Source organism: Bacillus sp. BK450 (assembly GCF_004364885.1).
Lineage (GTDB): Bacteria > Bacillota > Bacilli > Bacillales > Bacillaceae > Bacillus > Bacillus safensis.
Genome location: NZ_SOBQ01000005.1, coordinates 243,392 through 257,942 on the forward strand (window position 1 = coordinate 243,392; position 14,551 = coordinate 257,942).

The 14,551-nt window shown below is 38.6% G+C and carries 8 protein-coding genes and 2 other annotated features (1 of these 10 only partly in view); of the genes, 7 read left to right on the forward strand and 1 reads right to left on the reverse strand.

The annotated features are described in order from the left end of the window. Positions 1-24 (forward strand) — a binding site (T-box leader); it begins 201 nt to the left of the window's first position. Positions 25-61: 37 nt separating this feature from the next. Beyond that, positions 62-285: a binding site (T-box leader), on the forward strand. Positions 286-337: 52 nt separating this feature from the next. The 4 genes from thrS (at position 338) to EV579_RS16700 (ending at position 4,931) form a co-directional block, all read left to right on the forward strand. Beyond that, positions 338-2,260 (forward strand): threonine--tRNA ligase, encoded by a 1,923-nt coding sequence (gene thrS / locus EV579_RS16685; RefSeq protein ID WP_133744880.1) that lies wholly within the window; start codon positions 338-340, stop codon positions 2,258-2,260. Positions 2,261-2,432: 172 nt separating this feature from the next. Next, entirely contained in the window at positions 2,433-2,999 is a 567-nt protein-coding gene (locus EV579_RS16690; protein WP_133744881.1) for a hypothetical protein, read from the forward strand. 23 nt (positions 3,000-3,022) lie between these two features. Beyond that, a complete protein-coding gene (locus EV579_RS16695; protein ID WP_133744882.1) occupies positions 3,023-4,306 on the forward strand; it encodes a hypothetical protein in 1,284 nt (427 codons plus the stop codon). 343 nt (positions 4,307-4,649) lie between these two features. Further along, complete coding sequence (locus EV579_RS16700) at positions 4,650-4,931, forward strand: hypothetical protein (protein ID WP_024425245.1); 282 nt, start codon at positions 4,650-4,652, stop codon at positions 4,929-4,931. A gap of 53 nt (positions 4,932-4,984) precedes the next feature. Here the strand turns inward: EV579_RS16700 and EV579_RS16705 are convergent, their stop codons facing one another. Then, on the reverse strand, positions 4,985-6,493 hold the full coding sequence (locus EV579_RS16705; protein ID WP_133744883.1) for an AcpB/EbpR/MafR family transcriptional regulator: 1,509 nt from the start codon (positions 6,491-6,493) through the stop codon (positions 4,985-4,987). A gap of 709 nt (positions 6,494-7,202) precedes the next feature. Between EV579_RS16705 and EV579_RS16710 the strand changes: the two genes are divergently transcribed. The 3 genes from EV579_RS16710 to EV579_RS16720 are packed head-to-tail and all read left to right on the forward strand — an operon-like array spanning position 7,203 to position 14,298. Continuing rightward, positions 7,203-13,355, forward strand: coding sequence for a SpaA isopeptide-forming pilin-related protein (locus tag EV579_RS16710; RefSeq protein WP_243837439.1), 6,153 nt, complete (start codon positions 7,203-7,205; stop codon positions 13,353-13,355). 21 nt (positions 13,356-13,376) lie between these two features. Then, complete coding sequence (locus EV579_RS16715; protein ID WP_073204357.1) at positions 13,377-13,979, forward strand: class D sortase; 603 nt, start codon at positions 13,377-13,379, stop codon at positions 13,977-13,979. Continuing rightward, positions 13,972-14,298 carry a hypothetical protein gene (locus EV579_RS16720; protein ID WP_133744885.1) on the forward strand — a complete coding sequence of 109 codons (327 nt, stop codon included), beginning with the start codon at positions 13,972-13,974 and terminating at the stop codon, positions 14,296-14,298. Before EV579_RS16715 ends, EV579_RS16720 begins: the two co-directional genes overlap by 8 nt. Positions 14,299-14,551: the final 253 nt, after the last annotated feature.

The window sequence follows — 14,551 nt, forward strand, 5'->3', positions numbered from 1 at the left end:
ACGGATATCACATTCGTCCCTTTATGAGGGATGGGTGTGTTTTTTTGTACACTCATATAGGATCATTGCTTTGAAAAGGACATGAGCAGCTTTTACGGTTACCAGAGAGGGAAGTCACGCTGAAATCTTCCTAACACAGAAAAGCTGTCTTACCACCTTTGAGCTGTATTGGGGAAAATTGCAGTATCCAATACCGTCAATGCCACGTTACGGCACCAGAGCCATAAAGCGAATACGCATTATGGGAACTTGGGTGGAACCACGGATTACACATTCGTCCCTTTACGCGGGATGGGTGTGTTTTTTTATTTCAAAAAATAGGAAAGGTGTGTCGGTTATGAGAGAAAACATGGTGAAGATTCAATTTCCGGATGGAAAGATAAAGGAGTTTCCCGCAGGTACGACTGTCGCAGATGTTGCCTCCCATATTAGTCCGAGCTTAAGAAAAAAAGCAGTGGCGGGTAAGGTCAATGATCAAATGGTTGATTTAAGTAAAAAGCTATACAGCGATGTTTGGCTGTCTATTGTCACACTTGATTCAAAAGAAGGGCTTGAAGTGATGCGCCATACATCTGCACACGTATTAGCCCAGGCTGTGAAAAGGTTATATAACAATGTCACACTGGGGATCGGACCGGTCATTGAAAACGGATTTTACTATGATATGAAGCTCAATCAATCATTAAGCGTAGAGGATTTAGCAGAAATTGAAAAAGAGATGAAAAACATCATAAATGAGAATCATCCTATCCAAAGAAAGGAAGTCTCTTACAAAGAAGCTGAAGCGCTGTTTGCACATGATCCTTATAAGCTGGATATTTTAAAAGATTTACCCTCTCAAGAAGCCATCACGGTTTATCAGCAAGGAGAATTTGTAGATTTATGCCGCGGGCCGCATGTACCTTCTACAGGGTACGTAAAGTCATTTAAACTAACACGTGTTGCAGGGGCTTATTGGCGGGGAGACAGTCATCAGGATGTCTTGCAGCGAGTGTATGGTGTGGCGTTTCAATATCCAAAGCATCTCGCTGAGTATCTTCATTTCATGGAAGAAGCAAATAAACGTGATCACCGGAAATTAGGGAAACAGTTATCCCTCTTTATGTTTTCAGAAGAAGCGCCAGGTATGCCGTTTTATTTACCAAAAGGTCAGATTGTCAGAAATGAATTAATGGCCTTTTCAAGAGAAGTGCGAGGCAAAGCGCAATATGAAGAAGTGAGTACACCGTTTATGATGAACCAAGAGCTTTGGGAAAAGTCAGGGCACTGGGATCATTACCATGAAAATATGTATTTCTCAGAAGTAGACCATACAAGCTTTGCTTTAAAACCGATGAACTGTCCAGGGCACATGCTCATGTTCAAAAACAGCTTATATTCCTACAGAGACCTTCCGATCAGAATGGCTGAGTTTGGTCAGGTGCATCGTCATGAATTTAGCGGAGCGTTAAATGGATTGTTCAGGGTCAGAACATTTTGCCAAGATGATGCCCATATTTTTTTAAGAGAAGATCAAATCGAAGCTGAAATCAAACGGATTTTCCAATTAGTTGATCATGTGTATCGGACATTTGGATTTGAGTATTCAGTCGAGCTATCCACTCGTCCAGAAAAAGCATTAGGCAATGATGCTATTTGGGATATATCCGAAACAGCGTTAAAAAATGTGCTTGATCGTCTAAAGGTCGACTACCAGCTGAATGAAGGAGATGGCGCATTTTATGGTCCAAAGATCGATTTTCATATTAAAGATGCCTTGCAGCGGAGCCATCAGTGCGCCACAATTCAGCTAGATTTCCAAATGCCAGAGAAATTTGGTTTAACATATATCAACGAAAAAAATGAAAAGGTTCGGCCAGTTGTGATTCACAGTGCCATTTTTGGTTCTCTAGATCGTTTCCTAGGTATTCTCATCGAGCATTTTGCGGGCGCTTTCCCATTATGGCTAGCACCAGTACAAGTACAAATCATCCCTGTCTCAACTGTTCACCTTGATCACTGCTTAGAGGTGCAGCAGCAATTAAGAAGTATCGGAATAAGAGCCACAATCGATGAGCGGGATGAAAAACTTGGCTATAAAATGAGAGAAGCACAAATACAAAAAATCCCTTATATCGCGGTCATCGGCGATAAAGAAAGGCAAGAAAAAACACTAAATATTAGACAGCACGGAGAAAAGACGTCAAAAGAGCTGTCTATTGAGGACTTTAAACACATAGCAGCTAAGCAAATAAAAGACAGATCGGCTGCTCAGATATGATGTGATGATTTTATGAAGAAGGATCAGACGTTCATTGAATGATGGCGTCTTTTCATTTGCGAAAAAAGCCGAATTGACAGTAGAAAGGGAAAATATTGAAACATTTCTTTGTTAAAACCGTAATAAAGATAGAGCGTTCAACAGAAACCTTTAAAACGGAGAGGAGTATTGCATGGAACAAGCTGCCCTGAAAAAGATGAGATCGAAACAAGTAGTTACCTCTAATTTACTATTCGGCATGGTGATCTTGATTTTTTTTATTTTGATTCAAAATGTTGAAATTCAATTTACATATTTCTTTCTTTGTTTAGGAATCTTCATGCTCCTTCAAGGTCTTTACGGCTTGATTAAAAAAGGATCAACAAAGTCTATCATTCCCATATTTGAGCAGGTAGCCATTTATGAAAAAGAGAAATTGGGAAAAGAGTGGGAGAAAGAACAAAGAGTGGAGAATATTTGGAAATTGATATTGAGCGGGCTAATGTTCTTCCAATCATTTAGTTTTCAAACGATGCAAGATCCATTTTTTCATATAGAACCTAATTTTCTCATTTTCTTATTTGTTATGGCTCTAGCCATTATCAATATAAGCATGCTTTTTCGCTTTAGAAAAATTGACCGGTCGACTGAAGGCGAATTAACAGGCTATACAAAAGAGTCAAATATAATGGCAATAGCTTTAGGGTTCTTAACTGTAATCATCATTTTCATCTTTATCGTCATTTTTCTTCTTCCATAAAACAGAATTTTGAGGTGAAACAAATGAATGCAAACATTCAACAACTGATTGATCAGACAAAGGCGAAATTTGGTTTAGATCTTTACTATTTAAAAAGACACAGTTTTCATCGCTACGTCAATATGTTCAATGAAACGGTTTATACATTGAATATGGAATGGTTTCCCTCTCATGAAGCTGAACCCGAGGACGATGATCTAAACCCGGACGGCACAGCTGTGATTGACGTGAATTTGAATACAGGCCAGATTGAAACGGTCATTTTTGTCATGGACAAAACCTTCGCGAAGAATGGTGTCACATTTAAGAGGCCTTATCCAGCTCATGTCATTCAATGGATCGAACAAGAAACAGGGTTGGTCTATGGTGAGCATTTTCACATGCATCAAAAGGAGAAAGGGGAACTTTTTTTCGAAGAAGCAATAGATGGTGTGAAAGTGACGCCTTCAGGCAGAATCGAAGTGAAATGGGATGAACATGGGCAGCTCATTCACTATATACATCGAGGGCCATTTATGGCAAAAGAACGACTAAGAACTGAAGAATATGTGCTTTCCATTGATAGGATCGAGAATTTAGCTCAGCAGCAAGTGCAGCGGTTTGATTGGCCATCCTTCGAGCAGAATCGAATCCGCCCTATATATGCGTTAGAAGAAATTTATATCAAGAACGATGGAACAGGAATGATACCGTTTGAAATTGGGCGTGAAGAAACGCATTGTATCCACATGAATCAGGTCATGGAGTGGAATGAACCGTCAAACAAAGCTTTTGAAAAAAAGGAAATCGATATAAACGAGGACATTACTGCTGAACAAGCCTTCTCACTGGAGCCTTCGCCGGATACATTCCCGATCTCAAAAGAAGAGCAGGCTGAGTGTATCAAAGCGGTTCGCACCTTTTTGGCGCAAAAATATTCAAAGGATACAGGGAAGTGGGTGCTAAAAACACTCCACCGCGACCATGGCTGCATCGAAGCGATATTAAAAACGAATGAGCAAGAAGGCTGTGGATTTATGGATAAGATCAAGGTCTTCATTGATGCCAGCACTTTTGAAGCCATTAATTACATAGATAAAAAAGAGATGTTTCAAGTATGCGGGATACTCAATCCATCTCAAACAGCTAGTGAAATCACCATAACTCAGAAAGAAGCCTTTGAAACATTGAGAGAACGCCTCGAACTTACACCCATCTACGTCTATGACGATGTGCAAAAACAATATGTTTTATGCGGAAAGCTCGACTGTCATGAAGGCGTTGATGCAGTGAGCGGTGAAGTGTTCTCTTTGACAGACCTTTCATAACTTCTAAAAGAACAGTGAGCAGCTGTTCTTTTTTGCTCCATTTTCCTCTTTTTAGAATAAAAATGGAATTTTGTAGAAGGAAGTTGTCGTTTCATCACGAAAGAAACAGATAAGAATATGATCATAGGTCCATCGGTTGAAATTCGTATTTCATATAGTAAACGTCATACATAATGAAAAACCATTGCAGTAAAGTTGATCTACAAGTCTTTTAGAAGAAAAAATGAAATCATGTCTCTAGTAGTAAGCGAAACTAGACGGACTAAGATCATAGGATGAGTTGAACATGTTTGTTTTTAGGTAAGCTTAAAGCCATAAATAGAAGAAAGTGAGGATATCTGCCTTGAGTACATTGGAAGTGTTTCGTCAGTTTTTGGTTGACCATTATCCTGCGTTACAAGATGAGCTTTGGCTGAAAGATGTTGATACCCTTCGAATCTCTCCTATTCTTCATCCTTTTCTGAAAAGCAAGCTGCCAGAAGGAATCGAAAAATTCACTTGTGTTCTATTCACGCAGCAGACAGATCAAACCGCTGCACCGCTCAAAGTCTACCTTTTATTAGATGAATATGAGCAATCGCTTTACGCCATTGATTTGATGAATGAACAAATAGCGCTTCATTAATACAGAAGCAAAAAAGCTGCTTGAGAGCTCCTCAGCAGCTTTTCTTGTGAATATTAGTTTGTCATATCAACCAATCTTGAGTGCAAGTTGTCCACTTCTTTCTTTGTTGGAAAAGAGCTGATCAGCAGCGTAGACCGTCCTAATTGATTAGGAAGCTCAGTATCGGTCACAACCATATCAATCCCAAGTTGATCCATTGTCAGTTCATTTAATGTATTTTCTGGACTTGTGAAAATATGAATGAGAGGAGGCAATCTTAATTTAATTAAATCCGCAATAAACAAACTATGATTATAACCTAATGTTGAAATGACAAAAATGTTCAACACGTTTCTCCGATCCATTTCCAAATGAACAAGCCCCCTCCAGTTAGAAGTAATGATACGAATCAATTCTCGTTCATTTTTCACAAAAGAAGCAAGTATATCGTCTGTTTTTAACTCTTGGATGATATGAGTAATCCTCGAATAGAAGTAAGGAAGCTGTTTTTTTACCTCTGATAAATACCTCGATTTCTTTTTGAAAAGGAATCCATCTCTTACGGTAATTTCCCTAGAATACACATAATATTGGAGCAGAATCAGTGTCATCGCCTTGCGATTAGCCACCTCTTGATGAAAAATCAACTCCAATTGATTGATAAAGGAATGAATGGCTTCGAAGAGGTGTGGTGTATGCGATTGAAAGAACGTCAATTTTTCTTCGACAGTTTCAATTGATTTATAATGGCCAATAGCTGGTTCAATCAAAAGTAAAAAGACAAATTCGTGACGATCCAACGTAACACCAAAAGTGTCCTTTGTCATTTGGCAAACGTGTTCTTCCAAGTTTTTGATTTGATTATAGATACCTTTAGCTGTAGATGTTTGTTTTTCCTGATCCATTGAGTACCTATAATTGCGTCGTATGGTAAAATTTTTCCTCACTCGGTGTATGGAAACGGCGAGCCATAGGCAAAATTTATCTATAGCCACATCAGGTAGATTGACTTCGAGCACCTGAAATAGCTTTTGTAAAAAATCAACTGCATCTTCCTTTTGAATATCTTCGAATGGCCAAAGCCTGCTTCCATAGACTTCAAACAAAAATTCCACAAAAAATTGACGAATCTCCTTCTCATTTCCATGGAACTGCATACTATCTGGTCGTAACTCAATGTCATACGAGATAAGAAGCGAATTGATTTTATGAATGGTGTTATACAATGTGGATCTACTGATATTCAGTGTGTCCATCCATTCATAGAAAGACCTGTTTTGTTCAAAGAAAACGCCGTCAATCAATCGAATTTCAATCGTATCTTTTAGAATTTCTTTGATATAGTAGTCGACTCGTATCGCCTGTGTATAACAAATGGATATGCCTTGTCTTGGCTTTATGTGGATTAACGGCTCTCCGTTCTCTGTTTGGAACGACTTCATTTGTTCTAAATCGCTTTGAATCGCACGAACCGAGCCGATATTTTCATTCGATATCTCTTGAAGGCTCCACCACTTATCTTTTGATACAAGCAGTTTTAAAATTTTTATCCATCTCTTTGATTTATTATCAATGAGCTCCATTAAACAACTAACTCCTTCCCTTGGCTTGCCTCTATATGATGAAGTTCACTTAAAGAACATTTGATTTTCTAAATAGGCATAAAATGATTTTAATGTTTAGGCTAAATCGTTTTGTCTTCACTTTTCATGATAAAAGAGAAAAAAATTAGACGAAAACAAATGTTATTCCCTGATTCTCCATATATTTCTTTTAAAAGGTGATAAGTAAGCCATGAATCCTATAAAAATGGATCATTTTAGATATTTAAGTTTATTTTTTTGCTGATGAAACGGTAAATGTAAGAATAAAACGCAGCAGCTTTTTGATTACCATATGAAAGGGAGTAGAAAGGAAGGCGATTTATATAATGCTGAACTGACGCACCTTACATACGATATGATACATGCTTGTTTCATATGAACGAACCATATGTGAATACATGCTTATATATGCATGTACACATCATTTATTGTTCATTCCAGTATAAATATAAAAATTCACATTTAATCTTTTCACGATCCTCTCACTATTCCCCATTTCTATAGACCCCAATCCAGTTACTCAATCCACTACTCATGATGACCTTTCAAGCTCATGATTGATCAACTCATTTTATTCATAGGGTCTTAAGGTGCAATTTTTAGAAAATATTGATCAGAAGCGGAGTGATTGATCTGACAGTATACAAATGATTTTTTTATCGTTGTTGAAAATTAATTTTAGAAAAGGGTGGATGTATTGAAAAGAATATTGTCGCTGGCACTCATTACAGTGCTAGTCATACAGTCTAGTATATTAGGAGTCTTGCCTTTAGCAGGGGCACAAGCAAAAGAAATTCAAGAAAACATTTATGGGGATATTGAATTTGCTGATAGCGAAGGCAATAAGTTATCAAGCATGGAAGATCAGCAAGTAAGAAAGGCCACTGTGCATTGGTCTATAAAAGGAATTGATCTAAAAAAACAATATCCGTATGTTCTCACTCTTCCTTCAGCCATCCAGGTAGAGAAGGAGCAGAAGGAACCCATTACTGTGGGTGACATACCTGTTGGCGAGTATACCGTTTCAAAACAAAATGAAGTGACGGTGAAATTTAAAGAAGATGTTGAGATCGATCCAAATTTAGAAGGATCAATTGACATCGATGTCACCAGTATAACTCAGCAAGAAGAGAAAACAAAGCAAAATGAGGGTGAAGAAAGCCTTCCAAAAGATGACTCAATCTCATCTGAGAAAGATAAAGCTTCTAACAATCAAGAAGCCGCTCAAACGAAACAAAACGATGAAGATGAATTACTAAAAAACAAAGTGAGCGTGTCTAAGCGTGCAGGGCTGCAAAGTGTTTCAAAACAAATGCAGATACAAGAAAATCTCCTCACTGATGCGAAATTAATCTTTGAAGATCAGGAAGGAAATTCAGTTGAAAAGCCTGATATTAACTCGCTGATTTCCATTAACTATGAGTGGGCCATCCCGAACGGTCATAGCTATAATGGCGGGGATGAATTCCATTTCAAGGTTCCAGAGGAATTAGTGATTTATGAAAAAATCGATCGTCTTGAGATGAAATTTAATCAGGCAACCATTGGTTATTTTTCTGTAGATGAAAGCGGAAATGCCTCCATCGAGTTCACCGATTTTATTAAACAATATTCAAATATTCATGGAACACTTCAAGTGTGGACGCAATTAGATAAAAAAACTGTCATTACTGAAGAAAAAGAAGTGGTCATTACCCCGATTGAAGGAAAGGATAAAATATCAATCCCGATTCAATACATTCCAAATGGCCCAAACGTCTCTAAAAAGGGAGAACCAAATCGATCTTACAATGCTGAAACCATTCAATGGACAGTAGATTTTAATATGGATTTAGAAGATGTGAAACAAGCGAAACTGTTAGATCCGATTCAAGAAGGTCAAGCGTTAAAAAAAGATTCAATCAAGCTTTATCGTATTGATACAAAGCTAAATGGTGAAACATCGATTGGTCAGCTGCTTGACGAAAACCACTACACAATTGGCCAAACAGCAGATGGTCAAGATTTCACGATTGAATTTAAAGATGACGTGCATCTAGCTTACCGTTTAATGTATGAAACGGATATTACGAATCAGGATCAATCTGCGTTTCGTAATAAAGCGTCCCTTGTTTCTGGTGATAAAGTGATCAGTTCAGCAGAAGGAACAGTGAATGTGACAAGAGGCAGTCCTTTAAATAAAAAAGCCGCGCAATACGACCCAGTCACACAAACAATTACATGGGAAATTCGTTATAACTATAACGAAAAAAAGCTGGCTCAAAAGGATGCTTTGTTAGAAGACTTCTTTAACGGCACACAGGCGCTGATATCTGATTCCATTCAAGTCAAAGAAGTCACAATTGATCAAAATGGCAACGAAGCAGGAAAAAAAGCGTTTGAAAATTATGTGGTTCAACCTCAAAAAAAGGATGAACAAAACGGGTTTACCTTGCAATTCAATCAAGATATTCAATCGGCTTATCTCATCACCTATCAAACAAAAGCAACCGAGCGGATTTTTGAAGCTGAAGAGATTATCAATACGGTAACAGCTGGCAAAGAGAGCAAACAAGGGAAGCAAAGAATTGACCAGCAAATCCTAACGAAAAATCATGGAACACCGAATTACAAGTCCAAGACCATTCCATGGCGTATCACCTTCAACAAAGATCAACAAACGATGAACAATGTGACATTAAAAGATACGTTTACAAACGAAGGATTGACGCTGCAAAAAGATAGTTTAAAAGTGACGACAGGTAATACAGTGCTTGAAGAAGGCACAGATTATCAAATCGTTGAACATGCAAATGGATTTGATATTCAATTTACGAAAGAAATAAAGACAGAACATACCGTCACATATACAACGTCTTTTGATTATGAAAAAAGAGCAGATAAAGACCAAAAGAACCTGCGTAATCATGTAAAGCTTGAATGGGTAAATGAAGATGGCAAAGATTTGACGAAGGAAAATCAGTCTGTCTTCACGCCTGACACATACACGCAGTCAAATGGCTTCAAAAACGGAAATTATAATGCAAAGAAAAAAGAGATCACATGGAATATCGGTGTGAACTATAACTTGAAACATCTAGAAGAGGCGAAAATCGAGGATTTCATTCAAGGAAATCAGCGTTTGCTTAAAGATTCAATCATCGTCTATTCGCTTGATTTACAAGGCGGGGAAAATGGAGCAGAAGAAAAAGAGGTATTAGCGAAAGAACATTATGACATCAAATTCCTTGAAAATGAAAAGGGAGAAACAGGCTTCGAAGTGATTTTCAAAAAAGCCATTGATTCTCCATACAAAATCACGTATCAAACAAGTGTTGAAGGAATGGATTTAGTACAGAAAACCTACGATAATAAAGCGACCCTTTATGATGGACAGACGAAAGAATCAGATGTGAATGCTGTGGTGTCCATTCCAAATGGGGGGAAATACACGAGCAAATCAGGAAATCAGCAAGGAAAAGTCATTGATTGGAAACTGAATATCAACTTTGGTCAATCAACAGTTCAAGATGCGACGATTATAGACCATCCAAGCAGTAATCAAGCCATAATAGAAAACTCATTTCATCTCTATTCGACGACAATAGATGAAAAGGGGCAAGTGACAAAAGCAGAAGAACTGGAAAAAGGGAAGGATTATGAACTAGACCTTGAATTTGATCCAGATTCTTTTCAAATTAAATTTAAAGAAGAAATCACAAGACCATATATTTTAGAATACCAATCTCTCATTTTAGATAAAGTGGGAAGTACACTTCAAAACGAAGTAACGTTTAGAGGTGAAAATGTAAAAGAAATCAAAAAGGAATCCGAAGCCTCAATTGTGGTCAAACGCACCGCTGGCATGGGAGATGGCACAGGATCGATTGGTGCTTTAACCGTTAAAAAGGTAGATGCGAGTAGTGGAAAAGCGCTAAAAGGAGCAAGCTTCTCTCTGACAGATGCTGCGAGCGGCATCGTCATTGGTACAAAGACAACAGATGAAGAAGGAGCTCTTCGATTTGATCGTCTTCTGTATGGTGATTATATTGTGACAGAAGATAAAGCACCAGATGGTTACATTAAAACCAAGGATCCGATCCATGTAACGATTGATCAGCCTTACGAATCTGGAGATCAAGCGAAAACAGGAAATAGCATGACGGTGCAGAACCAAGAAATCCGCCAGCATGTCAAGTTAACGAAAAAAGACAAAGAGACGGGTGCAGCATTAGAGAATGCAGAATTTGAACTGAAAAATGAATCTGGAGAGACCGTCCAAACCGATTTGAAAACAGACGAAAAAGGAGAAATCCTTTTCAAACATCTTGAGCCAGGTTCCTATTATTTTGTTGAGACAAACGCACCGAAAGGTTATCAATTAAATCAGCAAAAATGGCCGTTCACCATTAAAGAAAATCAAACAGAAACAACGATTGTCACTGCAGTAAATGACATCATCAAAGGCTCAGCAGAATTGAGCAAAATAGGTGAAGGCGGAGAGCGACTAGAAGGTGCACAGTTCAAGCTCTTAGATCAAGACGGGCATGAGTTAAAAGATTCGCTTGTCACAGGAGAAAATGGCAAGATCACGATAAACGAACTAAGACCGGGTACGTATCAGCTCGTTGAAACAAAAGCACCCGATGGTTATGTATTAGATGAAACGCCAATCAAATTTGAAGTACCACTTGATCCAAAGGAACCAGTCGTCATTTCGCAAAAGAACCTATATGAAACAAGTGCATTAGAAGTGTTAAAAGAAGGGGAAGATGGCAAGAAGCTTCAAGGTGTTCGATTTGAAGTCTTGGATCAAAATGACAAAGTTGTGCGTAAAGATTTAACAACAGATGAAGATGGGAAGCTTTTGGTCGATAATCTCAAACCGGGCAAATATCAGCTCGTGGAGACAGAGAGTGTTGATGGTTACCAAAAGAATAATAAACCATATCCTTTTACCATCGAAGTGGCACAAAAAACACCAGCAGAGATCAAAGTGATCAATGATCTTAAAACTGGAGCTGTCCAGCTCACGAAGCTCGGTGAGAAGGATGATGTGCTTGAAGGAGCAGAATTTAAGCTTGTAGATGCAAATGGAAAAGAGATAAAAACAGGTCTCGTCACTGATCAGAACGGGAAGATCATCGTCAACGATCTGAAACCTGGAACCTATCAGTTTGTTGAAACGAAGGCGCCATTCGGTCATGAGCTTGACGAAACACCTGTCACTTTTGCTATTCCATTTAACCCTGAGAAGCTGGTCAGTGTGACAAAAGAAAATAACCGCAAAACAGGCGGAGTGCTGCTGCACAAAAAAGGCGAAGATGGGAAATCATTAGAAGGAGTTGTCTTTGACCTATCTGATGCCAAAGGAAAGATAGTGGCAGGAGGAGAAGGGATTACAACCAATCAGGATGGAATGATCACCTTCACAGGTTTAAAACCTGGAACCTATCAATTTGTTGAAAGAAAGAGTCTTGAAGGCTATGAATTGAGTACGAAACCACTTGTCTTTGAAGTTAAATTAGGTCAAAAAGAATTGATTCAAGTGGAGGCAATCAATCAGCTCAAGAAAGGTTCTGTAGAACTCACAAAAATAGGGGAAGAAAAAGAAAGGTTGAAAGGCGCAGAATTTACCCTTTTCAATGACGATGGAAAAGAATTGATGTCAGGTTTAACAACCAACGAGAAAGGCATCATCACTGTCAACGATTTGAAACCAGGCGCTTACCAATTGGTTGAAATGAAGGCTCCTTTTGGACATAAACTGGATGCAGAACCAGTAGACTTTAAGATTGATTTCAATCCAAAACAACTGGTGAAAGTGACAAAAGAAAATATTCGGACGACAAGTGCTGTGCAGCTTCAGAAAAAAGGAGAAGATGGTCAGTTACTCAATGGAGTGACCTTCGATCTGCTTGATGAGCACGATCAACGTATAAAGAAAGACTTAAAGACAGACAAAAATGGTCAACTAACAGTCGATCAGCTGAAGCCAGGAACCTATCATTTTGTCGAAACAGCAAGCATTGCCGGCTATGAACTGGATCAGACACCTGTCTCATTTAAGATTCGTTTAGGTCAAGACAAACCAGCCAAAGTAGAAATGATTAACAAGCTGACGCCGGGAGCAGTGGAACTGACCAAAGTGGATGATGAGGGACACACGCTGGAAAATGCAGAATTTGCTCTTCTGAGTAAAGAAGGAAAAACGTTGAAGAAATCACTTGTAACGGACCAAAAAGGAAAGCTTCACATCAACGATCTAAAACCGGGAGAATATCAATTCGTTGAAACGAAAGCACCTCATGGCTATCAATTGGATCATCAGCCGATCCTGTTTACGATTGAGAAAAATCAGCAGAAGCCGCTTCAATTAACAGCGAAGAACCACTTGATCTTAGGAAGTCTGCGTATCATAAAGGTAGACCAGCAGACAGATAGAACCTTAAAAGGGGCATCCTTTGACATTCGTACAAAAGCTGGGAAAACCATAAAATCTGTGACAACAGGAAAAGACGGAGAAGCCATTGTCAAAGGGCTTAAACCTGGAGAGTATCTACTCACAGAGACGAAAGCTCCAGATGGTTATGTAGCTTTAAAGAAACCGCTCGCTTTTACAATTCAAATGGGCGAAGTGGAGATCAAGACAATGATTGTGAAAAATGCACCAGTGAAGAATGAAGAGGGTCACACGAATCCTCCAGCCTCAGATAAAGGGGATCAGCATCCGCCTCATGACTCAAACGGTGAGCTGCCAAAGACTGGTGAAGAATGGCTTCGTTATTTGATGTATGCAGGGATTTTACTAGTAGCTTCTGGAACTGTTCTTCTTGTTGTTAGAAGAAGAACCATTCAGTAAAAGGAAGGAACGAGTGTATTGATGAAAAAAAGAACCTTATTAGGCAGCTTTTTGATGGTCACGGGGCTGATGCTCATCTCCGTTCCTTTTCTATATGAGTGGCGAACTTCTCAAGAGACAGCAGCAATGGAACAGGCATTAAAAATGATTAAAGAAAATGACAGTGATGCCCTTTCGTCTATTCCACATTTAACTGTGTCAGAAGAAGACCTGCGAGATGTGATGGAGCTAGAGATCCCGTCAATTGATTTAAACGAAAAAGTGCTTCCTGTTACAACAAAAGAAAATTTAGGTATAGCACTGACTCAAATTAAATCTCATCAAATGCCAGGTGAAGGGAATTTCACGATTGCAGGGCATAGAGGGTATAGAGGCGATCGTCTTTTCCGTCAGCTGCCAGAGGTGCCTAAAGGAGAAAAAGTTGTCTTACATCATCAAGCTGAAACATACGAATATAAAATTGTCAGCTCAGCTACGATTGAACCGACGGATGTGGATGTACTAAAGGATCGTGGGAAAAATGAACTGACATTGATCACTTGTACACTTGATGGTCAGAAACGATTTGTCTTAAAAGGAATACGAATCAACGCTTCAAAGGGTGAGCAGCCATCGGATGTATAACATCAACATAATAAATGATGGATGCAATGGAAAAGCAGCGCTCACGACCGATATGTTACACCAATTGTTATCAGAGCATTATCCAACTTTAAAAAACGAACGTTGGGAAGTTGATGTAGATACAATTCGGGCTTCGCCTATTCTTCACCCTTTATTAAAAAGAAAGCTGCCAATTGGTATTGAAAAATTCACCTGTGTTTTGTTCACGCAGCAGACAGCAGCTTTTGGAGAGCCTTTGATTGTGTACTTTTTATTGGATGAGAAAGGCGAATCGATTTACGCAATGGATCTCTTGCTCGAGCAGCAAGATACCCATTAAACAAGAAATAAATTAGCGGGTTCGATTTTAAGGTGGAAAAATAAAATCAGTTATATCATGAGGACTCTAATTCGTATATGAATTAGAGTTCTTTTATTTGTTTATATATAGTCGTTTTACTAACTTTATTATCTACTAAGAAGTCCGCTGACTAGCAGATAGTCTCCAATGTTTAGATGATAAAGATTTTATAAAATGGATTGAAAACAGAGGTCATAATCACGATTGGCGACCAAAGAAGATCATCTAGTTT